Raw genomic sequence first — 26040 nt, 5'->3', positions numbered from 1 at the left:
AATACAGGTTAGTCCTCTTACCTCTTATTTAAGTTTATCCAAAGTAATATTACAAGCTGATTAGTATGCCCCTACTTAGTGAAAAAATTATAGGTCATGAAGTCAGAAAATACTTACTGTTTTTTTTGACTTCTAGCAATCACCCGTAAGGCGGGTTTTACATTTACAGATTTACAGGTATTCCATATATGAATAATTCAACGGATAAAAAACGTGCTGTATCTCTTCTGGTTGTTTTGATTGCCGCCAACATATTGGCTTGGATTTGGGCATTTATCGCTTTCCGTCATCATGCGGTTATGATGGGAGTAGCCCTGTTGGCTTACGGTTATGGACTGCGCCATGCGGTTGATGCTGATCATATTGCCGCAATTGATAACGTCACCCGTAAATTGATGCAACAGGGTAAATCACCCATTGCCGTCGGCGCTTTCTTTTCTCTTGGGCACTCTACCATTGTTATTCTGGCCTGCTTCGCCATCGTTCTAACCTCTATGGCGTTTAAAGATCAAATGGGCTGGGTTCATGACTATGGCGGCATTGTTGGTACCTTAGTTTCTGCCTGCTTTCTGCTAGCAATAGCCCTGATTAATTTACTGATATTAAAAAGCGTCTATCAGAAGTTTCAGGAGATCAAACGTGGCAGAAATCTGGCTAAAAGTGATTTAACTACACTAGAAACGACGCCGGGGGGGATCATGACGCGCCTGTTTCACTCAGTCTTCCGGCTGGTAAGCAAAAGCTGGCATATGTATTTGGTCGGTTTTCTGTTTGGCTTGGGTTTTGACACCGCTACCGAAGTTGGGCTATTAAGTATATCTGCCGCCGGTTCTCTCAGTGGACTTCCTCTGTGGTCGTTGATGGTATTCCCGGCGCTATTTACCAGCGGTATGGCGCTCATTGACTCACTGGATAATTTTGTGATGGTGGGAGCCTATGGTTGGGCATTTTCCCAACCGACACGCAAACTCTACTACAACATGACCATTACCGCGGCTTCCGTTGCCGTAGCGCTGTTCATTGGTGGATTGGAAGCACTTGGACTTATTGCTGAGCAATGGGATTTGCACGGCGTTTTCTGGGATACCATTGGGACATTAAACGATAACATGGGCAATGTTGGTTTTTGGGTCGTCGGAATTTTCATTCTGTTCTGGACCTTATCAGTGATGAATTATCGCTGGCGGGGGTACGATACGCTGGAAATTAAATAACAAACGCAGAACTCTTCACATAACCGTGCGATGTATTACATCCTGAAATGTTGTTATGCTCGCTATCTAATGATAGCATTTGTGTTACTAGTGATATCATTGTGAGAAAGGTTATGCATAAACAAACGAAACAGACAATAACCCTTCGCTTAGATGAAGGGTTAAAAACACGCATTAAAGCGTTGGCTGACACGCAAGGCATTTCTGCCCATTCGCTTATGGTACGTTCAATCGAAAGTGAAATTGATACTTTGGAGGCCAGACAACAATTTTTACGTGATGCCGAAAACGCTTGGTTAGAATATGAAGCCACCGGTTTACATTTAACTGGCAGTGAACTTTGTAATTGGCTGGATGCGATTGTACGTGGCGAGGATAAGGAGCCACCTGAATGCCATCTGTAATAGTCACTCCCGCAGCAACAAGGGATATAAATCGTCTTATTGATTTCTTATATCAACGCGATACAGTTGCTGCGAAGTCGGCACTTAGTATCATTAGCAAACACATCCAAGCACTGGAATCTAACGTCTTATCTGGACGGCCAACAGAAATTTATCCACTCTTTGAGTTAATTATCCCTTTTGGTGGTACAGGCTATATATTGTTATACAGAGAACTTCCCGGAAGTAATACGCGTTACATTTTGGCTATCCGTCACCAGCGAGAAATCAACTATAAGCACTAACTTAAGCATTAATAACTAATGAACCGAAAATTAAGTAAATAACGGATGTAATCTCTGTCTCTCAATCAAAATATGATTGAGAGACAGCAAAACCCAACCCGAGTTTTGTAAATTACAACGATAAAAAATCACAGTGCACGCAGGATTTCCTCTACACTCGCCTTCGCATCACCGAACAACATTTGGCTATTGTCTTTAAAGAACAGTGGATTTTGCACACCAGCGTAACCTGTGTTCATGGAGCGTTTGAACACAACAACATTTTGTGCTTTCCAAACCTCCAGAACGGGCATACCCGCAATTGGGCTGTTGGGATCTTCCTGTGCCGCAGGGTTAACGGTGTCGTTGGCACCAATAACCAGTACGGTATCGGTATCAGAGAAATCATCATTGATTTCATCCATTTCCAGAACAACGTCGTAAGGCACTTTTGCTTCTGCCAACAGCACGTTCATATGCCCAGGCAGACGTCCCGCAACGGGATGAATACCAAAGCGAACATTGACTCCCTTCTCCCGCAGTTTGGCTGTGATGTCATGTACCGGATATTGCGCCTGTGCAACAGCCATACCATATCCCGGCGTGATGATAACAGAAGTTGAGTTTTTCAATAGTTCAGCAACGTCTTCCGCTGTGGTTTCACGGTACTCACCCATTTCCTGATCATCACCGGTTGAAGAACCATCCGTACCAAACCCGCCGGCAATCACACTGATAAAAGAGCGGTTCATGGCCTTACACATGATGTAAGAGAGAATCGCCCCCGAAGAACCAACCAGTGCACCCGTTACAATCAACAAATCATTGCTCAACATGAAACCCGCTGCTGCTGCGGCCCAACCCGAATAAGAGTTCAGCATTGAAACCACCACTGGCATATCCGCACCACCGATGGAAGCAACCAAATGCCAACCAAATACCAATGCAATTGCTGTCATAAGCAATAACGTGAACACTTGCAGCCCTGTACTGTCCGTTTTCACAAAGGTAATCAACAGCACAAAGGAGATCACAAGCGCGGCAAGATTTAATTTATGACGATTTGGCAACATCAACGGCTTAGAGGAAATTTTTCCACATAATTTACCAAATGCCACAACAGAACCGGTGAAGGTAATCGCACCAATGAAAACCCCTAAGAAGACTTCTGTTAGATGGATATTTTCCATCACAGGTTCTGCAAAACTATCGTGAGCAATAAAGCTATTAAAACCGACCAGCACGGCGGCTAAACCAACAAAACTGTGCAGAATAGCAACCAGCTCCGGCATTTCAGTCATTTCAACTTTATTTGCCAGACGAATACCAATCACCGCACCGATCACCATCGCCAGAATAACCCAGACAACACTTCCGGTATCAGGCCCGAAAATAGTTGCAATCAATGCGATTGCCATTCCGGTGATACCAAAAATATTTCCGCGTTTAGAACTTTCATGACGAGATAAACCTGCCAGGCTGAAAATAAATAAAATGGCGGCAACAATATAAGCTGCTGTAACGACTCCACTCGACATTAGTTACCCCTTAGTCCTTACGAAACATTTTCAGCATACGTTGAGTGACAGTGAAGCCACCGAAGATATTAATGCTGGCAATAAGAACAGCAATAAATGAGAAGAAACTTACCCATCCACCATCACCAATTTGTAATAACGCCCCAACGACAATAATCCCCGAAATGGCATTAGTGACCGACATTAACGGTGTATGCAACGCATGGCTGACATTCCAGACCACGTAATAACCCACCACACAAGCCAGCGCGAAAACAGTAAAGTGAGATAAGAACTCTTTTGGCGCAACATTGGCTAACCAACCGAACAAGATAACCGCCAATGCCAATAAACCATATTTCAACCAAGGTGAAACGGGTTTCGCCGCTGGCTTTTCTGCTTTAATTGATGCCGGTTTTGCCTGCGGCTGGGCCGAAACTTGAATGGGTGGTGCCGGCCAGGTCATTTCGCCCTCTTTGACAACTGTCACGCCACGAATAACAACATCGTCAAAATCAATATTGATTTCGCCATTTTTCTCTTTACACAGTAATTTCAGCAAATTAACCAAATTAGTGCCGTAGAGTTGTGAAGATTGTGTTGGCAAGCGACTTGGCAAATCTGTGTAACCAATAATTTTCACACCATTTGCAGTAATCACCAATTTATCTGCTTGCGTTAATTCACAGTTTCCTCCGGTCTGAGCGGCCAGATCAACAATCACGCTACCCGGCTTCATGGATTCAACCATCTCTTTGGTGATAAGGCGTGGAGCTGGTTTTCCCGGAATAAGTGCCGTTGTCACAATGATGTCAACTTCTTTTGCCTGTTCAGCAAAAAGCGCCATCTCCGCTTTAATGAAGGCTTCGGACATGACTTTTGCATATCCGTCACCACTACCGGCCTCTTCTTCAAAATTCAGCTCAAGAAACTCCGCCCCCATGCTCTGAACTTGTTCTTTAACTTCAGGACGAGTATCAAATGCACGAACAACCGCACCCAAGCTGCCCGCTGCACCCACAGCAGCTAAACCCGCAACACCGGCACCAATAATCATCACCTTGGCTGGCGGAACTTTTCCTGCCGCAGTAATCTGACCCGTAAAGAAACGACCAAATTCGTGAGCGGCTTCAACTATTGCACGATAACCAGCAATATTTGCCATAGAACTCAATGCATCCAGCGACTGTGCTCTGGAAATACGCGGCACTGAATCCATCGCCAACACCGTGACTTTGCGGTCTGATAACTTCTGCAATAACTCAGGGTTTTGCGCTGGCCAAACAAAACTAACCAACGTACTCCCTTCTCTCATTAATGCTATTTCATCATCCTCAGGAGCATTAACCTTTAAAATAATATCTGAACGCCAGATATTATGACGATCAGTAATTTCAGCACCTACTTGTTGGTAAGCACTATCCTCAAAGCTGGCTAAATGCCCTGCTCCACTCTCAACAACGACATTAAATCCCAATTTCAGCAGGTGTTCCACGGTGTTCGGTGTGGCTGCAACACGTGCTTCATTGGCAAGTCGCTCCTTCGGTACACCAATACGCATAATGTTCCCTTCCTAAAGCCTAAGATTAATGATGATTATTGCTTGCTACAGTCAATTTAGCGACTATACCCGTTATCTTTCAAGTTGCCTCTTTGTTGGCTGCACTCACTCACCCCGGTCACATAGTTCTCTATGCTCCCGGGGATTCGCTCCCTTGCCGTCGCGATGCACCTCGAAATCCATAGAGTATAAATTAACTTTATGACTATTAACTTTATTACTGCCATCAGTGAAATCTATCAACAAATATTTTGATAACAAATTGAAAATATTATCGATGATAGATAACTAATGCGTAAAAAAATAACTAACTGCCTATCTCAATAGGGCTATTTTAACTGGACTACCCGCTATGTTGATAAAAACTTATGGCGCTCTACCCTTAAACTTGCATTCATTCATACTGATAGCATAAATTCGTGGGACATTAGCTATTATTACATGTAATAATTATCGGCTATGTGATGCACAACCATGTTCAGCAAGTTACAACTATTTAATGCGCAAGGTGGAAGGATTTTTTATGAAGCTGAAAACAACGATCATTGCAGCAGCGGTACTCTCATTAACGGGTATTACCACTGTTCAAGCAGCTCAGGAGTTATCCCCGGAGAAAGCAGCAGAGCTGAAACCATTTAAACGTATTACAGTTACAGGCCCTTTTAATGCTATTTATGAAGCTGCCGATGCGGTTTCCCGTCGTGCAGACAAAATGGGTGCAGATGGGTTTTATATCCAAAGCCTTGACGATCTAAATAATAGCGGCAATCTGCGCGTTACAGCTGATCTGTATCACAAAGATGCAGAGAAAATTGATAATTCACCTAAATATCGTCTGTTCCGCGGCATCAAAGAATTACCCAAAGCAGAAGCTGTAACGTTGGAACCATTCGATACGGTCACTATTAACGGCTTTTACGACAATGAACCCGATTTGAATGAAGCCATTGCCAAAGAAGCTAAGAAAAAAGGCGCTGCGGCTTTCTTTATTGTTCGTCAGGTTGCAATCAATGATGGCGGTAATCAGACGGTGACAGCTTATGTTTATAAAGATGATGCACCAAAACGCCAAATTCAGGCTGATGAAGCCGTTATCCCGGCAGATTCCGATTCTGGACGTATTGCATTGGCTGCTGGTGGCGAATCAGCTAAGAAAGTAGAAATTCCTGGTTTAGCCTCTTCAACTTCAACCAGTAATTCTGTTGGCCGCTTCTTTGAAACCCAGTATTCTAAAGGCAAACGCTACACTGTAACTCTTCCTGATGGCACAAAAATCCAAGAATTAAATAAAGTCAGCGCTGCTCAGATGGTTCCTTTTGATTCCATCACCTTTTCAGGTTACTACAACAGCATGCCTGATGTTTCTTATGAAGTGGCTAAACGTGCCGCGGCTAAAGGTGCTAAGTACTATCATATTACCCGTGAATGGCAATCCAGTGGTGGAACCTCCACTATCAGTGCAGATCTGTTCAAATAATCAAAAACAAAAAAAGGCACACATGACCATCATATGTGCTTTTTTTATTTGTAAAGATAATAAAGTTCTTCAAATTAGTTAGCGGATTCCAACTTTGAACCGATACAATCAATGGCGTTCTGTATCGTCACTATTTTTTCCGCTTCTTCATCATCAATAGTTATCCCGAAATGCTCTTCTAGAGCCATAATCAGTTCAACATTATCTAACGAGTCGGCACCTAATTCCTCGAATGTTTGTGTATTAAGAATCTGGGTTTCAGGTATTCCAAGTTGTTCTGCAACAACACTTTTGACGCGATTCTCTAAATTTTCCACGCTGTATTTTCCTAGATGTACCAATTACAAGGGGAAACAGGTTGTTTCCCCATTCTTCATTAACACTAAGATTAAATATTTACACAACCGTCAGATGCATGAATGCTCCTGTGAATCTGGCACTTTCAGGGATAAAACATAACAGACGCTGATCTTTCTTCAATTTACCCGACTTCATAAGCTCATCCAACATGATATAAATAGAAGCCGATCCGGTATTTCCTTTCACTGTTAAGTTAGTAAACCAACGCTCTTGTTCAATACTAAAATTAATATCGTCAAGACCCTCGGAAAATTTCATGCGGAAATATTCAGATGAGTAATGAGGCAAGAACCAATCAATAGATTCTGAAGATAAGTTACGATCAGCAACTATCCGTCTCAATGGTTCGGTAAGTGTGAATTTAACGACCCTCTCATTTAAATATCTGACATCTTGTTTGATGCAGAAAACAGAATATGCAAGCCAATCAGCCTGACTCATTTGAGCCCAACCTTTCAAACTGCCATCTGCTAACTTTTCTCCACCTGAATACATACATGTCTCTTGCTCATTAGCAAAAGAGTAAATATCTATCCAATCAATTCGTAATGAAACACCATCAGGTCGAGGTTTATTTTCAAGTAAAGCAGCGCCGGCACCATCAGAAAGCATCCAACGCAGAAAATCTTTTTCAAAAGCGATTTCAGGGCGTCGTTCCAGTTCTGCAACCCGAGCTTCGTTTTCACTCTGGAAATTGCGGGCATGCAATACAGTGGAAGGTACTTCCGACGTTGTTGAAACCGCATTACTTGTCGCTCCTGAAAGAACGGACAAATAAGCATATTTCATCGCTGTCATACCCGCAGCACAAGCACCGGAAGTTGAGATAACTTCACAGGGTTTATTTTTGAGCTCTCCATGAACCATGACACCATGACCCGGTATAATTTGATCAGAAGTACCACTGCTTGCTGCCAGACTTTGCATATCGTCTAAAGAGAAGTGTTCATCAACCAAACCTTTTACTGCCTCAGCCGCTAGTTGAGCAGATGTATAAGTTGCCTCACCGGTCTCTGGATCCAGTGCATAATGGCGATATTTGATCCCATTATTGCGAAGGACTATATGACGAGATCTTGATGGACGACCACCAACAAAACCAAGGACAGATTCCATTGTATTATTATCTATCGGGTTTCCCGGCATAAACGCGGAAACTTTAGTGATATAAACGTTGTTACTCATTTACTTATTTATCTCCTTATCATCATAGCGGGCAGAACCAGAAGGTTGTTCATAGTATTTCTGTAATTCATTAAGACGTTCTTTTAGTAATGGGGAAAGCAAACGGCGCACAACCACTGAAATAGGAAAAACAACCAGTACCATCAATATCAAATAGGTTACAAACAACGCTAATAAAGAGCGTCTTACCCATATCCCTCGTTTGCCCACACGGCAAATCAACCCAGACCAAAATCTAAATCCTCGATGTGCCGCACGTTCACCGAAAATAAAAGCTTGGTCGACAACCGCCGCTCCCATACCTTTCAACATTGGAGCATCAACTTTCTCTTTATCCGTTTTGAGCGCTGCCAACAATGCATCACCAAAACGTGTAGCATCTTTAACGTCTTCCTCCGATACACCCGCCCGGGGTAAGTTAGGGAATGGCTGTCTTTTTCCTGTCATTAGCCATATCGGGGTTGTGAATACTGTCGCAAAAAAGTTTGCTTTATCAACAAAGACCACGTTATCACGCAAATACGCTCCACTTTCATGCAACAATCTTTTGACAGTTTCTTGAGCTATCAACCACATGTTTCGGCAAGCAATAACTGTCACCACTGGTCGACCATTAAGTAAACGCTTTCCTTCTTCACTCTTAAGAAATGCCACTATCGGAGGAGCCGGTGATAAATACCAAACTTGGTAGCCTAATATGACCAAATCAAAAGGTTCTTCGTCTTCCAGATTCAAAGGCGCTAGCTCAGGCGGATGTAACTGCACTGTTTCTGGGAAAACATCAACAAATTTAGAAAACTTCCAGGGAAATTCAAATTCAGGAATCGGTTTCAGAATAACTTCACGGATGTATATCTCGTCAGACTCTTGCAGGGGTGAAATTAAGCTTTTTACCACCTCGATCAATTGGCCGCTTTGGGAATACGACACTACAAGAACACGTTTCATATGTTCTAACCTTTATGAATATTTAATACTGAGCCATTCATCGGCACCTAAAAGATAAAAATTTGAATGACAGCTATCCCCTAACCATCTGAGAATATTTTTTGGTATACGTACATATAATCATTCCTGAAAATTAAAAACATATATACCCGTTATCTTTCAAGTTGCCTCTTTGTTGGCTACACTCGCTCACCCCAGTCACATCGTTATCTATGCTCCCGGGGATTTACTCCCTTGCCGTCGCGATGCATCTTTAAATCCATAAGGTATACAAGAAAAATAAGTTAATAAATCGCAGAGTAATATTTTCACAAACAATATAAATCAAAACAGTCGTTGTCAACATGATTTTTTTATTTTTATATAAGATTAGTTTTATATCACATTGTGGAAATTTAATTAGTTACTGATAGAAAAATCAATGAAAAATATATTAACTTGAATATAAAATTCACAAAATCAATTAAAATCAAAAAAATATTTAAATAAAATCAATAAATTAAAAAAACATTCCATATGTTTTAATTTGATAAGATATCCATAACATTATGAAATTACATATCCAATAGATTAATTTAATAATCTGACATGAAAACAAGAGATGATTATTACTTAGCAGTAATATTACATAAAAAAATGAAAATTAGAGGTAAAACTTTATTTTTCACAACTATTTTATTAAATTTTGAGATCGATCGAAAAAATTAAAATAAAAATTACTTAATTAGTAATAACACCATAGTAATTCATGCTTATTACCTATTTACCTTAGTACAATAAACAGCATTATAAAAATAACGCATATCAGCTTATAAAAATAAATTGCATCTCACCACACCCAAACTCACCATCAAACAATGCATAAATTTTATAGTTATTTGCATAGAAAACCATTGCATCCAGCTCATACCCTTCGTAGAATCCCCCCCTATTTCTAGGTTCAATCAGTCTGTTTCTCCGTTCTGTACAGCTTGGAAGCGATAAAAACCCGATACCCAGTTCATCTTTATGATCAGGATAATGAACTGGTTAATAATGCAGTTTATGTCATATTAGGAACATATTTTTGGAAAAGAAACTAGGTCTCACAGCGCTTACTGCGCTGGTACTCAGCTCTATGGTCGGTGCGGGTGTTTTCAGCTTACCGCAGAATATGGCTGAAATCGCCAGCCCGGCAGCGTTAATGATCGGCTGGGGAATAACAAGTGTCGGTATCCTGTTCCTGGCGATCGCACTGTTACTGCTCTCTCGTCTTCGTCCGGATCTTGATGGAGGGATTTTCACTTATGCCAAAGAGGGCTTTGGTGAACTAATAGGCTTCTGTTCTGCCTGGGGATATTGGTTATGCGCAGTCGTTGCCAATGTTTCTTATCTGGTTATCGTTTTTGCCGCCCTGAGCTTCTTTACTGATAAAGGGGGCATTGTCATCTTTGGTGACGGCAACACTTGGCAGTCCCTATTGGGAGAATCTATTCTGCTCTGGTTCGTACATTGGTTAGTACTCCGCGGCGTTCAAACCGCAGCCGGAATCAACAAATTGGCGACAATGGCAAAATTGCTGCCTTTAGGTGCTTTCATCATACTTGCCGCCATTGCTTTCAAAATGGACATCTTTCATTTCGACTTTAAAGGCATCGATTTAGGGGTTCCTGTCTGGCAACAAGTAAAAGATACCATGTTGATTACCCTTTGGGTTTTCATTGGTATTGAAGGTGCTGTTGTGGTGTCAGCCAGAGCGAAAAAACGGACAGATGTGGGTATTGCAACCATGCTGGCTGTCGTTGCGGCGTTAACAATATACATCTTGGTCACCCTACTCTCCCTTGGATTAGTACCACGACCTGAGTTAGCAGCAATGCGCAATCCATCAATGGCCAACCTGATGGTGGGGCTTGTTGGCTCCGCCGGTGAAATCATTATTGCTGCCGGATTGATTGTCTCCGTCTGTGGGGCTTATCTGAGTTGGACAATCATGGCCGCAGAAGTGCCATTTATCGCTGCCCAACACGGCTCTTTTCCAAAAGTATTTAACCGGCAAAACCGCAATAATGCGCCATCATCTTCATTGTGGTTCACTAATGGCGCTGTACAACTCTCTCTGGTTTTGATCTGGTTGAGTGGAAGCAACTACAATTCATTGCTGACAATTGCATCCGAAATGATTTTAGTGCCCTATTTCCTTGTCGGGGCATTTCTTTTAAAAGTCGCTTTTGATCGTAGCAATAAGGGGTTATTACTCATTGCTGTTGGAGCATGCATTTATGGCATATGGCTGCTTTATGCATCCGGTTTGATGAATTTGCTATTGTCTGTTGTTCTCTATGCACCAGGTCTTATTGTTTTTTTGTATGCACGCCGCCAAAACCCGCAGAAAAATAGCTTACATCTGGCTGAAAAGCTCACTATTACCGCATTGCTGATAACAGCAATCCCTGCCACTGGGTTGCTAATCAAGTAATCCCGTCAGATCCAGCCATTATTCCCCTGTAATGGCTTTCTGGATTTTCATATAGCAGTTTGTTTAGTTTTTCGTTGTTCTATCATATTTTTGTTAGTGTTATCTCTAAAAGTATGTTGTAACTAATTTTGTTAATGCAACTCGATGGGTATGATTATTTAATCAATTTTTGTCGAATTCTAAAATTATTCACCCCGTGTTGAAGGAGCAAATCAAGATGATTTTCAAAGCGACTATGTTGATAGATGTATTCCTGATCATCATCGGCAAAGATGTAAAACAGATATCTATTTTGTCCTATTGGAATCGTCTCTGCCTGGAGCATTCGCACCGCAACAAATTCAGTACGAATGCCCTGATAAAGATCAGATATTCTCCTCAAATTATTTCAGTTTATCGGCCCAATCGGCAATTGCATTGCCGCCTCGATCGGCTTTTCGGCCGGTAGCGCATGGCTGGCACCTTCAATCACTGCGACAGTAACGCGGTTGCCGAACTCATCCTTCGCCTCCATTCGAGACGATTCAGGTCGAAACGGATCGGAACCCGCCTGTAGATCGAGGATTGGTGCCGTCCCGCCAGCCCACCAATCCTTGCGATTGGTTAGCTTACGCGCCGAGGACTGACTTTTTATAACATCAGAATGCCACCCCTCAAGCCAAGGCGTCGGGTCATTGCCTGCCGCGAAGAAGGCAAGCTTAAGTTTCGTCAGCCGCTCCTCACGGGTAGATTTCGGATCACTTATCACCATGATCGCATCCGAGAGCTCCGAGGGCCAAGATTTCGCCGCCCCAGCCAAAAGTACGATGCCACGCGTCATTTCGGGATAATCCGAGGCAATCGTCTTGGCGATCCAATGGCCATAAGCGTGCCCCACCACAATTGCCTTACCTCCTTCCGCCGCAACTACTGCCGCAAAATCGTCGGCAAAGTCGTGGAAAGTCACATTTTCCATCGGACCAGTCGACCCCGAGATTCCGCGTGGTTCCGGCAGAGCAACGCGATAGCCGCGCCTCGCCAGTCGATCTGCGAGTGGCGCGAATTCCGCGGTTCCCCGCCCGGTTGAAGCAATCACCACGAGCAGTGGCCCCTTCCCTCGCACCGAATATTCGATCGATGCCACGCCATTGGTGACAGTTTTCTGCTCTGCTTGCATGGCCGAAGCCGGATGCGCGACGGCAAACACGATGGACAAAAAGCCTAATATCAAGACGAACTGTTTCATTTTCCTCCCTTACAGGGTTAATTGTGTGAAGTGTTTATACCCTATGGATTTCAAGATGCATCGCGACGGCAAGGGAACGAGTGCAGCCAACAAAGAGGCAACTTGAAAGATAACGGGTATATAACGTCAACTAAGATAAGCATCGCTATAAACAATAAATATAGAAAGATCACATTAGAAGACTATAGAGTAATTTAATCCAGGTGACTTACTCCATTAGAATAAAAATTCTCAAAGAGAAAATGACAGCGAGAGGTAATAACATAAAAATAATAGAACAAAAAAATAAATTCTTAAGAGTGATAAATTAATTGTGATTTATATCACAATTAATTTTATAACCAATTATTAATCAAAAGATATTCGCATTAATTAGCATAATGATTTATTACATACAATAAATCACGTTAATATTAAAAAATAATCCTGTTTAAGAAATAAATACAGATAAAAGTCTTAAATGCAATACATTATCGAGTCATTCTTTGGATTTTTCCTAATTAATCGCTATGATCGCCCGGCTTTACCCCAAAAAAGACACAGTTTAAGTTATCGTTGTTGTTATCGGGTAAAAGCTATATTCCCTACGGATTTCAAGATGCATCGCGACGGCAAGGGAGTGAATCCCCGGGAGCATAGATAACGATATGACCGGGGTGAGCGAGTGCAGCCAACAAAGAGGCAACTTGAAAGATAACGGGTATAGATATTTACACGCTGTATTGACGTTTATACAGTTCCCATTAAATCAGTATTTCTATTGCCCTGACGCCATGCTCGACAGGGTTAGGATCTATTTAAAATGAAAGCTAAACTGATTATTTCATCCTTACTTGCATCTTCTGTATTTATTTCTGTAGCAAATGCAGCAGACGGAAAAATCAACTTTACAGGTAATATCATCGCGAATGCCTGTAAAATCGATACCGACTCTGCAAATCAAAACGTAAACATGGGAACAATTAGCTCAAATGCATTTAGTGGCGTAGATAGTACCGCGGCTGCAACACCCTTTAGCATTAAGATGAGTGATTGCCCACCAGAATATACTCATGCACAAGTTAAATTTGATGGGCAGATAGATAATAGAAATAACAATCTCCTGGCCTTATCCAATGATAAAGGCCAGGAAGTCGCCGATGGCGTTGCTATTGGTATCTATGAAGAAGATAACTCAACGCTGATTCCTTTGGCAAAAGCTTCCAAATCCCAGGCTTTTACTGATCAAAAAACAGCAGAATTGAAGTTCATTGCAAAATATGTTGCTACAGCTCAAGCAATTAGCCCGGGCTCAGGTGATGCAGTCGCCAATTTTACGATTGTTTATAACTAAGACAGGCTAAATTTAGAACGGAACTTTATTCACGTTTTGTCTCTAATAGAGAAGTACAGGGCATGGATGCCCACAAAATAACGCATAAAAACACGATAAAACGGAGATGCTACCGTGCAGTATCAACGCCTATTCACAGTAATTTTTCTATATATTATCAGTATAAATTTCGCTATCGCTGGTGTCGTCATTGGTGGAACCCGTGTTATTTACATGAGTGACAAAAAAGAAGCGTCTATTTCTATAAGCAACCCGGAGAAAGATGCACCTTACCTAATTCAATCTTGGATCCAAGATGAAAATGATAATATGAAGACTCCTTTTATCGTTACTCCTCCGATCTTTAAACTCGCAGCAGACCATGAAAATATCCTGCGTATTGTAAAAACAGAAAGTAACCTACCTCAAGATCGGGAATCACTTTTTTGGTTAAATGTAAAGTCTATTCCTACCTCGGTGAAATCAAATCAGAATCAATTACAAATAACAGTTAAGTCAAAGTTTAAATTGTTTTACCGCCCTGCAAATTTGGCAGAAAAGTCAAGTACCGCATACAAAGAGCTCAAATTCCGTACGGAAAATAATTCATTGATCGCAGAGAACCCCACCCCTTACTTCATTTCATTCTCTTACCTTAAAGTAGATCAACATGAAATAAAACCTGCGGGCATGATTAAACCCTTTAGCCAACTAAGCTGGCCTCTGCCGGCAAAGAACATAAAACAGGTAAATTGGAAAGCAATTAATGATTTTGGTGGTGCTACTGCCGAGGAAAAAACAACCATTTAATAAAACCACTACATTACTCTACGCCAGAAAATTAATTATGGGAAAGTGCTCACAGCATAAGATTAATAAGCAACCATACAATATTGAACATTCATGGCTCTTATTATTGCCATTTATAACTGTTGGCGTACTTTTTTACCCGGCTAAAACTTATTCTGAAGATTATTTCAATATTCATGCTCTGGAAATAGGTACTGATTTTGGTTCACCTGAAGACATTGATCTCTCTATTTTCACGCAAGATGACTATCCGCCCGGTATTTACTGGGTAGATATTTACCTTAATAGAGATAAAATAGATACTAGGAACGTAACCTTTGTCACGATAAATAATAAATTGCTACCCAAGCTGACAATTCAGCAATTACAAGATATGGGAGTAAAAATTGATAGCTTTCCAGAGCTGATCAGTTTACCACCAGAAACAGAGTTGTCTGATCTAAGTCAATATATTCCATCAGCAAGCACCACCTTCAATTTTAGTCAGCAAAGACTGGATATCAGTATTCCACAAGCAATATTAAACAGTCAGGCAAGAGGTTATGTTTCGCCTGAATTATGGCAGCAAGGATTAACTTCATTACTGATTAACTATAATTATAGTGGTTCAAATACCTGGCAAGATAATCCATCTGGTTCTACGCAGACCCATTATCTGAATCTTCGAACAGGTGCTAATTGGCAAGCATGGCGCTTACGCAATTATTCTACCTATACCAGTCGTGATAAGAGTTGGAAAAGTATTAACACCTATTTACAACGAGATATTCACGCACTAAAAGGACAATTAACGCTAGGTGACAGCTTTACCCCCTCCTATATTTTTGAGGGTGTTCAATTCCGTGGCTTACAGTTAGTTTCTGATGACAATATGTTACCAGACAGCTTACAAGGTTTCGCCCCTAGTGTCCGAGGAATTGCTCAAAGTAATGCTCAAGTTACAATCAAGCAAAATGGCTATATCATTTATCAAACTTATGTTTCACCGGGTCCATTTGTCATTAATGACCTTTTCCCAACCACAACAAGTGGAAATTTGGACGTTATTATCAAGGAAGCAGATGGTCAGGAATATCGATCTACTCAGTCTTTTTCGACTATACCGATTATGTTACGGGAAGGAGGCTTGCAATATTCGATAACACTAGGCCAATATCAATCATCAAATAATCGTGGGAGAGAGCCTAATTTTACCCAAGGCGCATTAGTCTATGGTTTTTCTAATAATATCACTGCCTACGGTGGTACGATTTTTTCAAAAGATTATCAATCCGTTGCTTTAGGATCAGGTTATAATTTTGGTATATTGGGTTCTCTCTCTTTTGATATCACTCACGCTAACACCGATTTACCATCTAATATAAGTACCAAAGGGCAATCCTATCGTTTTCAATATGCAAAAGACCTCTCATTAACAGGAACTAATTTTACTCTAGCAGGCTATCGTTATTCGACTCACGGTTTTTATGATTTTAAAGAAGCCAATGATATAGAGAATTCCAATAAAAGCGACTGGCGTTACCGCACCAATAAAAGAAGCAAATTACAACTGCATATTAATCAATCTCTGGGAAATTTTGGCAGTTTATATCTGTCCGCCTTTCAACAAAATTATTGGCAACAACCTGGCTATGAACGTAATATCAACGCAGGTTATAGCACCAATTATAATAATATTAATTACAGCCTGAATTATACCTATAGCCAACTTCCAGATACGAATAAAAATGAGCAGCTTTTTTCATTCAGCATACAGATTCCATTAGATCGCTGGCTAAAGAATAGCTGGACCAGTTACAATTTTAATACCAATAAAAACAAAGATATTTCCCACCAAGTAGGTTTAAGTGGCACAGCGCTGCAAGACAATAATTTAATTTATAGTTTACAGCAGAGTTACACCAATCACGGTACTGGCGCTGGCGGTCATATTCATGCGGAATATAAAGGCGCTTATGGTCAACTTAGTACTGGTTATAGTTATGATCGTCATTCTCACCAATTGAATTATGGCCTTCAAGGAGGCATTGTTGCTCACCCATACGGCATGACGCTTTCACAACATTTGGGAGATACATTGGCATTAGTCCGGGCTGATGGCGCTCAAGGAATAAAGATCCAAAATAATGTTGGTATTGCTACCGATTGGAATGGTTATGCAGTTATTCCTTATGTCAGCAGTTACCGGAAAAATCGGATTGCACTGGATACGCATTCATTAGCAGATAATGTCGATATTGACGTTAATGCCCAAACCGTTATTCCTACTCGTGGGGCATTAGTCCTGGCCGATTTTAAAACCCGGATAGGTCACAGAGTTCTCATCAATCTCTATTATCAAGAAAATCCTATTCCTTTTGGTGCAGTTGTCACATTAGAAAAACACCATGACATTGATGAAGTAAATAGCGCTATTGTCAGTCATGAAGGGCAAGTTTACCTTACTGGTTTACCCGATAGTGGACGATTATTCGTTAAATGGGGCTATAAAGATATTCAGGAATGTGTCGTTAATTACAACTTACCGGAAAAAACTCCTTTATCCGGTATTTATATAATAGCAGCTCACTGTAAATAACCACCCACAGGAAAACGCTATGTTTAATATTTACAATAAATTTAAATATTTTCTCATTATCACCAACTTATTAATTGGTTTGATAGTCAGTTCTTATAGTTTTGCCGCTAACTGCCAGTTTGAGAAAGGATTTAAACCAGAAATCACTCATCTCTCCTTTGGAACCTTATATGTGCCAAGAGATCAAGCTATTGGCACAACCATTTACGAATATCGTGCAGATGAATTAGATAATAAAAATAATATCTTCTATTGCGATACAAACATTAATACATCATGGGGATACACATCCTACAAAAGTGCAGAATACAACAAGGATGCTGTTTACGAGTCCGGCGTCCCCGGTGTTGGTATCAGAATAAATACTTGGGGCCCCGGCTATGGTATCGACTGGTTACCCCGTATTGCTAATAACCCTGTAAGCTGTGACAATTCTGGTCGTTGGTATTGTGGTAAAACATGGGGTTATCTGACAATTCAGCTAATAAAAATAGCACCAACAACAGGTTCTGGTTTTGTCAGAAACGAACAATTAATTCAGGCACGGGTAAATAATCATATCGTGCATACTTACCGTTTGGGAAATACCCGAATTATTACTAAAAGCTGCTCACTGAAAAATAACAACGTTACTGTCCCTATGGGCGATATCAAAAAAAGCGATTTTTCTGGCATTAATAGTATCGCAGGAGGGAAGGATTTTGAGGTTATTTTAGATTGTGATGATGATGTCCAGATTCAATTAATGCTTGACGGAAAGAAAGCAAAAAATAACTTATATCATGTCTGGGCGCTTGATCAAAATGATAATCGCACAACTGCTTCCGGTGTGGGTATGCAAATTCTTTACAACAACCAACCTGTCATTATCCATTCACAAATAAATATTGGTAATAGCTATTCAGGTGGGAAGTTATCTATCCCTTTACACGCCCGCTATTTTCAGACCGATCGCAATATTACCCCTGGGCAGGCAAATGTAACTGCAACAATGACTTTAACTTATCAGTAATAAATTTATCTGCATCAGTTATAGAAAGGTTATTTCTTGACTGATGCGCTGTTATGTTATTATTTTATCTGAAAAATTTTTAAGAAAATTCAGCAGATTACGATAATTAACACGTTATGCATTAGTGATAATAGCATCAATTGCTGAGAGAATTTCTCCTCGGGAAATGACAACATTACATATAAAATCTTTTTTCTTTATTTTATTGGCGTCAAGGAATGTAATAGCCGGAGTAAATACATAATATTTATCACCATTGATATCAACTACCGGCGTAATACGTTTACGAGTTAGTTCCATTTCTCCTGTTGAAGTCAGTGGAACAATTAATCTTGTTGATAAATTTTCAAAATAATCATGCTGAATAACCAGATAATAAGGCCAAAATTTATTAGATTTTGCTGAAGGATTACGATAAACATCAAATTGCGACATCAAAGGCTCCCAAAAAACTCATCATCAGTAATTATCCCTGCACGTTCTAAGAACTTATTAATTACCTGTATACTCTGCGCATCTTCCTTTTGCTCACATTTTTTAGCTTCTACAGCCTGCGCCAAAAGTTCATCCAGCGTAGCCGATAAGTTCATATTCAGGCTACGGGCCGCGTCTACCAGATCTGTTGTGAGGTATACGTTAGTGCCCTTCTTGGCTCCAGGCCGCGTAACAATTGTAGATCTCATAGTATGACCTCCTATGCTTAAAGTTATGCGCATAATTGTAATCCAATGAACCTAAAAGAAACAAGGGGATTTTAGTGTAGGGTTTTATTTTTGAGTGAATTAATCTAAGAGCTAATCTTACGGATTACGGATTTTCTTAGAAAGGTTTTTCTTCCATCATACCTTTAATGCTCTTTCCTATCCCTTCATTCATTTAAATCTTAATTTATTAATTTACAAAAAATTTATTTTATTTACAAAATTATGCTTTTAAAAATGTTTATTAAGTTTAAAGTTAAATTTCTTAATATTTACTAATGGAAACAAGTTATGACGTGGAAATATTCACAAGGCACTGGTGTACTTACACATAATGGCTCTTTTATTGCAAAGGGCTATAGCGGTCATGGAGCTGGAATAAATAATCCCTCTATGGAACAGGTTGAAGGTGAAGGGCCAATTCCTCGTGGTTATTACAGAATCAACGGTTATTCTAACTCAATAACCAAGGTTACCGTGATATTAGATCCTATTATGGGAACTAATACGTTTGGACGCTCTCTTTTTAGAATACATGGTGACAGACGGGATGGAACATACCGTCAGGCATCACATGGCTGCATCATTATAAACGGCTATAATCTCAGAAAAGAGATAGCCAACTCTAGCGATACAATTCTGGTAGTCGAATGAAAAAACTGATCCTGTTTTTAATGCTAGTTTCATTTAACTCACTGGCCGTGGATCGCCATATTACAGCTAAAAATCCATATCCGAATTTAACACCAGAGCAATTGAGCCTACAAATAAAACAGCAAGGTGCAAGAGCAGTAATTAAAAATATGCCAGAAGGGGATAACGGAGAATGGAATTATATAACAGATCATATTGCAAGTGGAGATATAACATGGCTCAAGGTGGCTCCTTTACTTGCAAAGGGAAGTGATGCCCATTCATCAGAAACGCTATCAACAGCATTAGCAACTGCATTACCTAAAAACGTAAACGGAGTATTATCTATTCTTGATGATTCCAATGTTTCAATTAGCACTGATTCTGTTTGTTTGCTCTCTACTTCTGTAAGTTTGGAATCAAATCTATTCTCTGACTTTGTTAATCTGGCGTCAAACTTGCCCTCTACTTCTGTAAATTTGGAATCAAATCTATTCTCTGACTTTGTTAATCTGGCGTCAAACTTGCCCTCTACTTCTGTAAATTTGGAATCAAATCTATTCTCTGACTTTGTTAATCTGGCGTCAAACTTGCCCTCTACTTCTGTAAATTTGGAATCAAATCTATTCTCTGACTTTGTTAATCTGGCATTAAGCTGTTCTTCACTTGGTTTCTTAGACAAAGTATTATTGATTACATCTAATTTTTGCATGATAACAGCAACGTCGGTCTTCATTGTGCCAACATCACTGATGACTGATTTCAGATCAGCCTTCACATCGCTCATTGTGGCTTTGATATGCTCAACGTCTGATTCAAGTTTTGCTACACGAGCTTCCAACATATCACCACCTCCACCACCATTGCCGTTTCCATACTTCATAGTATTGGGCAAATGTTTATGACTTTCAATAGTTGCTATATCATTGGCAGAGAATTCGTAAATCTTAGCCATCACTTACCTTCCACTTTAGATGTAACAACAAAATAACTCTCATTTACGTCTATACCCGTTATCTTTCAAGTTGCCTCTTTGTTGGCTGCACTCACTCACCCCGGTCACATAGTTATCTATGCTCCCGGGGATTCGCTCCCTTGCCGTCGCGATGCATCTCGAAATCCATAGGGTATATAACTTTGCTATCTGCGCTGCCTAATTCCCCCGAATACAGCTCACCAATAAGCTTATAAACACCTTCATTGGGCAAGTGAACCCTCTTTAATGTCATTGATGAAACCATAATATATTGGTCTGTAGACGTAAAACCAGACAAGTGAATGTATGCTGTATCATTTCCCTTATCTTGATCATCAAGAACCGATTTATCATCAACGAACACGTCAATTTTAGTGTAATACAACTCATCTTTACGCAAGAAAACGCCTAAAGCTACATTAAGATACTCTACAGATGGAAAACTATCAGCATATATCCACATACTAGGAGGGTGCATCACATCAATTAACATTCCTTGTCTGATATGTACCGGGTAAGCAAATGATATTTTCTCTAACGTCATGATATTCCTCATATGTTTACTGCTGCTTCACATTCGATACTATTGCTTCTGTAAGAACAAATCCATAACGGCAATCTCCGTTTGGTGGACAGGACTTAATTAAAACAAAGTGCTGGATAAAAAACCAGCACTTTGTCAATAACCTGAGCCACCTTTAGTCTTCTTTGATCAGGAAGCAATTTGCTCCATCGTTTGCAAAATTCTCTTATCCGAGACCGGATATGGCGTGCCCAGTTGCTGAGCAAACAAGCTGATCCGCAGTTCTTCAATCATCCAACGAATCTCTTGCACCTCAGGTAACTGTTTCTGTTGCAGTGATAATTTCGCCAGCCATTGCTGCCACTGTTGCTGAACATTTTCGACACGCCCCATTTGCGCTCTATCTCTGTGCGGATCAATCGCCAATTTTTCAATACGGCGCTCAATGCCTTGCAGATAACGCAGGACATCCGGCAAACGTTTCCAACCATTAGTGGTAACAAACCCTTTGAAAATCAGACCAGAAAGCTGCTCTTTGATATCCGATAACGCCAAGGCCAGCGAAATATCAATTTTCCCCTTAAGGCGTTTATTAATAGCAAAAATGGTGGTGAGTATCTGTTCCACTTGCTTAGCTATTTCCACGACAGTATCGTTCAACTCAGCCCGAACTTTGTCCTGTAGCTGAATAAAACCTTGCTCATTCCAAGCGGGCCCACCATTCACTGTCATCAATTTATCCACACCACAAGAGATGCAATCGTCAATCAAATCCAATACCTTGCCATAAGGATTAAAATAGAGCCCCAATTTGGATTTATTCGGCAATTTCTCATGTAAGTATTTAATTGGTGAGGGAATATTGAGCAACAACAGGCGACGGGTACCTTCCCACATGGCAATTTTTTGCTCCGGTTCGGTTTCAAACAATTTGATACCGATACTCTCTTTTTCATCCACCAGCGCTGGAAATGCTTTGACCGAGTAACCACCACGTTTCTGCTCATACCGTCCCGGTAATTCACCAAAACTCCAAATGTGCAGCCCACTCTGTTCAATTCCATCATCAGCAACAGCGGAAAGTGTCTCCTGAACTTTCTCTTTCAAGCGTAATTTCAGTGCAGATAAATCTTTACCTTCCGCGATAGTCCGATTCTTCTCTCCTACCACTCGAAATGTCATTTTGAGGTGCTCTGGTACTTGCTCTAACTGCCAATCATCACGTGACACCGTAACACCCGTCATTCGCCGTAACTCTTTCTCAAAGCTATCTAACAAGGTTGATTGCGGTTGAGGTACCCGCTCCATAAATGCCTGAGCATAGTTTGGTGCAGGGACAAAATTACGACGAACCGGTTTCGGCAATGATTTAATCAGCGCAACAACCAGATCATAACGAATACCGGGGATCTGCCAATCAAACCCTTCATCCTTAACCTGATTCAACACCGGCAGCGGAATATGAACTGTCACACCATCAGCTTGCATGCCCGGCTCAAACTGGTAACTAAGCCGTAATTTCAATGCCCCCTGATACCAGTAATTAGGGTAATCCAGCGCACTGATTTTATCGGCATCGCCTTTGATCAACATATTTTTTTCAAAATTAAGCAAGTCCGGTTGCTCTTTACCTGTCTTCATCCACCAGCGATCAAAATGGCGAGCAGAAACCACATCCTGAGGTAGCCGTTGATCATAGAAACTAAACAAGGTTTCATCATCCACCAAAATGTCACGACGACGGGATTTATGTTCTAGCTCCTCAATTTCCTCACGTAATTTCAGATTCGCTCGGAAAAATGCATGTCGAGTTTGCCAGTCGCCTTCCACCAGCGCATGGCGGATAAACAACTCACGGCAGAGCATTGGATCAATTTTGCTGTAATTAACCAGACGACTAGCCACAATTGGCAAACCATATAAAGTGACTTTTTCCCTAGCCATTATCGCACCCTGAGATTTTTGCCAGTGCGGCTCGCTATAATGATACTTCACCAGATGCCCGGCTAACGGTTCAACCCATTCAGGTTCTATTCGCGCAGCAATACGTCCCCACAAGCGACTAGTTTCAACCAATTCCGCTGCCATTGACCACTTAGGTGGTTTCTTGAATAAGCCAGAACCAGGAAAAATAGCAAAACGGGCATTACGCGCACCAGTATATTCCTGTTTATCGGTATCTTTTTGGCCGATATGAGATAACAGCCCAGAAAGTAACGCAGTATGAATACCTCGGTAATCTGCCTCCTGACTATTTACCGACAGACCAATTTCTTTCACAACTTGTCGTAACTGGGTATATATATCCTGCCACTCTCTGACTCTCAGATAGTTAAGATAATCTTGACGGCAAAGCTTGCGAAATTGCGAAGAGGAGAGTGCCTTTTGCTGCTCTTTCAAAAAATCCCATAATTTCAGAAATGCAATAAAATCGGAGTCTTTATCAGCAAATCGACGGTGTTTCTCATCAGAAGCCTGCTGTTTCTCCAGTGGCCTCTCTCTTGGGTCCTGAATAGATAGCGCAGAAGTGATAACCATCACTTCACGTACACAACCATGTTGACGAGCTTCCAATACCATACGCGCCAGCCGAGGATCAACCGGGAGCTGAGCAAGCTGTCGCCCTATTGATGTAAGACGGTAATGACTCTTAGCCATTGCGCCTTGATCAATAGCCCCAAGCTCCTCCAGAAGCCGAACACCATCCTGAATATTACGTTTATCAGGCGGTTGCACAAATGGAAATGCACTGACATCCCCAAGACCAATTGCCGTCATTTGCAGAATGACCGATGCCAGGTTAGTACGCAGGATTTCTGGATCAGTAAACTCTGGCCGAGAAAGGAAATCGTCTTCTGAATACAGCCGGATACAGATCCCGTCAGATACACGTCCGCAACGCCCCTTTCGCTGATTAGCCGACGCCTGTGATATGGGTTCAATCGGCAATCTCTGTACTTTCGTGCGATAACTGTAACGGCTAATACGTGCATACCCGGTATCAATCACATATTTAATTCCCGGTACCGTCAACGAGGTTTCTGCCACGTTAGTTGCCAGCACAATTCTCCGCCCCGTATGTGACTGGAAAATCCGATTCTGATCACTGTTAGAAAGACGCGCAAATAATGGCAGTACTTCGGTATGACGCAGATTCAGTTTATTCAGCGCATCGGCTGTATCACGAATCTCCCTCTCTCCACTCATAAAGATCAGGATATCCCCAGGCCCTTCACGGTTGAGTTCATCAACAGCATCAATAATGGCCTCAAGCTGATCCCGCTCTCCACCATTATCTTCCCCCATGACAGGACGATAACGCACTTCTACCGGATAGGTTCGACCAGAAACTTCGATAATTGGCGCATGATTAAAATGGCGAGAAAAGCGCTCAGGATCGATAGTCGCGGAGGTAATGATCACTTTCAGATCGGGACGTTTTGGCAGTAATTGGCGCAAATAACCCAGAATAAAATCAATATTCAGACTGCGTTCATGCGCCTCATCAATAATGAGCGTGTCATACTGTTTAAGTAGCCTGTCATTTTGCAGTTCCGCCAGCAAAATACCATCGGTCATCAGTTTAATCAACGTGTTATCACCCACATGATCACTAAACCGGACTTTATAACCAACAGCAGAACCCACGGAGGTTTCCAATTCTTCCGCCAGACGATTGGCAACCGCGCGAGCAGCCAATCGGCGGGGTTGAGTATGACCGATAAGGCCCTTTATTCCCCGACCTAGTTCAAGACAAATTTTCGGGATCTGGGTTGTTTTACCCGAACCGGTTTCACCGGCAATAATGACAACTTGATGGTCACGAATAGCTTTGTAGATATCATCTTTCTTCTGGCTGACGGGCAAGTTTTCTGGATATTTGATCGTTGGACAAGCAGCCTGACGGTTAATGATTTTCTGAGACTCTTTCACTTATATTGATCCTTGTAACTTCTTAACTTTACTGATTAGCCAGCTTTTATTGATGACGCAGTTCTTATTGATAACATGGTTCTTATTGACGACTATAGTAGCATATCCTATTTATTGGCAATAATTTCAGCTGATATTTCCACCACGTTATATCAACGCGGATAAAAGTCTTTCAATAAATTTGAATCCTATTCTCTAAATATTGATCTGTTACCATAAGTCAATAACTCATAAAATAACTATATCGTGATTAACAAATGAATTACCAAAAGTTAACTTAAGGAATAAACATGAGTAAAGTTCTGGTTCTTAAATCCAGCATTATGGCGCAGCATTCACATACTAACCAAATGGCAGATTTCTTCATTGAAAAGTGGCAAACCAATCATGCCGATGACAGCATTACAGTACGCGATCTGACTGCACAATCCATTCCTGCTCTGGATAATGAACTGGTTCATGCATTGCGTCCGAGTGGCAATGAAATGACCGCTCGCCAAAAAGAGACGTTAGCACTATCTGACGAACTGATTGCGGAATTGCAGGATAATGACGTTATTGTTATTACTGCACCTATGTACAACTTCCACATTCCAACCCAACTGAAAAGCTATTTTGATATGATAGCGCGTGCTGGCGTGACTTTCCGTTATACCGAGAATGGCCCAGAAGGTCTGCTAAAAGGCAAACAAGTCATCATCCTGACCAGCCGTGGCGGCATCCATAAAGATGGCCCCAGTGATCTGTTAGTGCCTTATCTGCGTCTGTTCCTAAGTTTCATTGGGCTCACTGATATAGAGTTTGTATTTACCGAAGGTGTCGCATTAGGCCCTGATGCCGCAAATCAAGCGCAACAAACCGCCCGTGAAGTTTTGCAAGCAATAGCTTCCTGATAGCCACTTTTTTGTTCATAGTTCATACATTTATATTGCTGTTTTTTGCGCGTCATT

Annotated in this window: 21 protein-coding genes and 1 pseudogene; 11 read left to right on the top strand and 11 right to left on the bottom strand. The window is 41.2% G+C overall.

The window, feature by feature from the left end:
* Window positions 1-188 precede the first annotated feature (188 nt).
* The 3 genes from PluTT01m_RS11250 to PluTT01m_RS11240 all read left to right on the top strand — a co-directional run bounded on the left by PluTT01m_RS11250 (window position 189) and on the right by PluTT01m_RS11240 (window position 1902).
* Window positions 189-1214 (top strand): HoxN/HupN/NixA family nickel/cobalt transporter, encoded by a 1026-nt coding sequence (locus tag PluTT01m_RS11250; protein ID WP_011146424.1) that lies wholly within the window; start codon window positions 189-191, stop codon window positions 1212-1214.
* 113 nt (window positions 1215-1327) lie between these two features.
* Complete coding sequence (locus tag PluTT01m_RS11245; protein WP_036806311.1) at window positions 1328-1618, top strand: CopG family ribbon-helix-helix protein; 291 nt, start codon at window positions 1328-1330, stop codon at window positions 1616-1618.
* Window positions 1606-1902: a type II toxin-antitoxin system RelE/ParE family toxin gene (locus PluTT01m_RS11240; RefSeq protein ID WP_011146423.1), complete on the top strand. Its 297-nt coding sequence runs from the start codon at window positions 1606-1608 to the stop codon at window positions 1900-1902. Before PluTT01m_RS11245 ends, PluTT01m_RS11240 begins: the two co-directional genes overlap by 13 nt.
* Before the next feature lie 128 nt (window positions 1903-2030).
* Here the strand turns inward: PluTT01m_RS11240 and pntB are convergent, their stop codons facing one another.
* Together pntB and pntA are read right to left on the bottom strand one after the other, a co-directional pair.
* Window positions 2031-3419: a Re/Si-specific NAD(P)(+) transhydrogenase subunit beta gene (gene pntB, locus PluTT01m_RS11235; protein ID WP_011146422.1), complete on the bottom strand. Its 1389-nt coding sequence runs from the start codon at window positions 3417-3419 to the stop codon at window positions 2031-2033.
* A 10-nt stretch (window positions 3420-3429) separates the two neighbouring features.
* Window positions 3430-4959: a Re/Si-specific NAD(P)(+) transhydrogenase subunit alpha gene (pntA, locus tag PluTT01m_RS11230; RefSeq protein ID WP_011146421.1), complete on the bottom strand. Its 1530-nt coding sequence runs from the start codon at window positions 4957-4959 to the stop codon at window positions 3430-3432.
* 523 nt (window positions 4960-5482) lie between these two features.
* On the opposite strand from pntA, the gene ydgH reads away from it, so the two are divergent.
* Entirely contained in the window at window positions 5483-6436 is a 954-nt protein-coding gene (ydgH, locus tag PluTT01m_RS11225; protein WP_011146420.1) for a DUF1471 family protein YdgH, read from the top strand.
* A 74-nt stretch (window positions 6437-6510) separates the two neighbouring features.
* Here ydgH and stlE read toward each other — a convergent pair whose 3' ends face one another.
* The 3 genes from stlE to stlC all read right to left on the bottom strand — a co-directional run bounded on the left by stlE (window position 6511) and on the right by stlC (window position 8929).
* On the bottom strand, window positions 6511-6753 hold the full coding sequence (gene stlE / locus PluTT01m_RS11220) for a stilbene biosynthesis acyl carrier protein StlE (protein ID WP_011146419.1): 243 nt from the start codon (window positions 6751-6753) through the stop codon (window positions 6511-6513).
* Window positions 6754-6832: 79 nt separating this feature from the next.
* A complete protein-coding gene (stlD, locus tag PluTT01m_RS11215) occupies window positions 6833-7981 on the bottom strand; it encodes a beta-ketosynthase StlD (protein WP_011146418.1) in 1149 nt (382 codons plus the stop codon).
* Window positions 7982-8929: a stilbene biosynthesis aromatase StlC gene (gene stlC / locus PluTT01m_RS11210; RefSeq protein WP_011146417.1), complete on the bottom strand. Its 948-nt coding sequence runs from the start codon at window positions 8927-8929 to the stop codon at window positions 7982-7984. It abuts the gene before it with no gap.
* Between the two features lie 1066 nt (window positions 8930-9995).
* Here stlC and PluTT01m_RS11205 point away from each other — a divergent pair.
* Window positions 9996-11387, top strand: a complete 1392-nt coding sequence (locus PluTT01m_RS11205; RefSeq protein WP_011146416.1) for an amino acid permease — start codon at window positions 9996-9998, stop codon at window positions 11385-11387.
* Window positions 11388-11775: 388 nt separating this feature from the next.
* On the opposite strand, the gene PluTT01m_RS11195 is transcribed toward PluTT01m_RS11205, so the two are convergent.
* Window positions 11776-12612 carry an alpha/beta fold hydrolase gene (locus PluTT01m_RS11195; protein ID WP_011146414.1) on the bottom strand — a complete coding sequence of 279 codons (837 nt, stop codon included), beginning with the start codon at window positions 12610-12612 and terminating at the stop codon, window positions 11776-11778.
* Window positions 12613-13414: 802 nt separating this feature from the next.
* Here PluTT01m_RS11195 and PluTT01m_RS11190 point away from each other — a divergent pair.
* From PluTT01m_RS11190 to PluTT01m_RS11175, 4 genes are all read left to right on the top strand, one after another.
* On the top strand, window positions 13415-13945 hold the full coding sequence (locus PluTT01m_RS11190; RefSeq protein WP_011146413.1) for a fimbrial protein: 531 nt from the start codon (window positions 13415-13417) through the stop codon (window positions 13943-13945).
* 114 nt (window positions 13946-14059) lie between these two features.
* Window positions 14060-14734 (top strand): fimbrial biogenesis chaperone, encoded by a 675-nt coding sequence (locus PluTT01m_RS11185; RefSeq protein ID WP_011146412.1) that lies wholly within the window; start codon window positions 14060-14062, stop codon window positions 14732-14734.
* Complete coding sequence (locus PluTT01m_RS11180) at window positions 14691-17312, top strand: fimbria/pilus outer membrane usher protein (protein ID WP_228957237.1); 2622 nt, start codon at window positions 14691-14693, stop codon at window positions 17310-17312. The genes PluTT01m_RS11185 and PluTT01m_RS11180 overlap by 44 nt, the downstream gene beginning before the upstream one ends.
* A gap of 19 nt (window positions 17313-17331) precedes the next feature.
* The gene (locus tag PluTT01m_RS11175; protein WP_011146410.1) at window positions 17332-18324 is read left to right on the top strand and encodes a fimbrial protein; all 993 of its coding nucleotides are present in this window, start codon (window positions 17332-17334) and stop codon (window positions 18322-18324) included.
* A gap of 114 nt (window positions 18325-18438) precedes the next feature.
* Here the strand turns inward: PluTT01m_RS11175 and PluTT01m_RS11170 are convergent, their stop codons facing one another.
* Window positions 18439-18762, bottom strand: a complete 324-nt coding sequence (locus PluTT01m_RS11170) for a CcdB family protein (RefSeq protein ID WP_173362508.1) — start codon at window positions 18760-18762, stop codon at window positions 18439-18441.
* On the bottom strand, window positions 18759-19007 hold the full coding sequence (locus tag PluTT01m_RS11165) for a type II toxin-antitoxin system CcdA family antitoxin (protein WP_011146408.1): 249 nt from the start codon (window positions 19005-19007) through the stop codon (window positions 18759-18761). Before PluTT01m_RS11165 ends, PluTT01m_RS11170 begins: the two co-directional genes overlap by 4 nt.
* A gap of 309 nt (window positions 19008-19316) precedes the next feature.
* On the opposite strand from PluTT01m_RS11165, the gene PluTT01m_RS11160 reads away from it, so the two are divergent.
* Window positions 19317-19679 (top strand): tlde1 domain-containing protein, encoded by a 363-nt coding sequence (locus tag PluTT01m_RS11160; protein ID WP_011146407.1) that lies wholly within the window; start codon window positions 19317-19319, stop codon window positions 19677-19679.
* A gap of 190 nt (window positions 19680-19869) precedes the next feature.
* Here the strand turns inward: PluTT01m_RS11160 and PluTT01m_RS26885 are convergent, their stop codons facing one another.
* The 3 genes and pseudogenes from PluTT01m_RS26885 to hrpA form a co-directional block, all read right to left on the bottom strand.
* Window positions 19870-20613, bottom strand: a complete 744-nt coding sequence (locus PluTT01m_RS26885; protein WP_011146406.1) for a hypothetical protein — start codon at window positions 20611-20613, stop codon at window positions 19870-19872.
* A 112-nt stretch (window positions 20614-20725) separates the two neighbouring features.
* Window positions 20726-21178 carry a hypothetical protein gene (locus PluTT01m_RS25875; protein WP_011146405.1) on the bottom strand — a complete coding sequence of 151 codons (453 nt, stop codon included), beginning with the start codon at window positions 21176-21178 and terminating at the stop codon, window positions 20726-20728.
* 168 nt (window positions 21179-21346) lie between these two features.
* Window positions 21347-25078, bottom strand: a pseudogene (gene hrpA, locus PluTT01m_RS11150) (ATP-dependent RNA helicase HrpA); the annotation flags it as partial.
* 302 nt (window positions 25079-25380) lie between these two features.
* On the opposite strand from hrpA, the gene PluTT01m_RS11145 reads away from it, so the two are divergent.
* Window positions 25381-25983: an FMN-dependent NADH-azoreductase gene (locus tag PluTT01m_RS11145; protein WP_011146403.1), complete on the top strand. Its 603-nt coding sequence runs from the start codon at window positions 25381-25383 to the stop codon at window positions 25981-25983.
* The last annotated feature ends 57 nt before the right edge of the window (window positions 25984-26040 follow it).

The organism is Photorhabdus laumondii subsp. laumondii, from assembly GCF_003343245.1.
In the GTDB taxonomy this organism is placed as follows: domain Bacteria; phylum Pseudomonadota; class Gammaproteobacteria; order Enterobacterales; family Enterobacteriaceae; genus Photorhabdus; species Photorhabdus laumondii.
The sequence above is the reverse complement of the archived record's forward strand: the minus strand, read 5'-3'. Positions and strand labels throughout refer to the sequence as shown.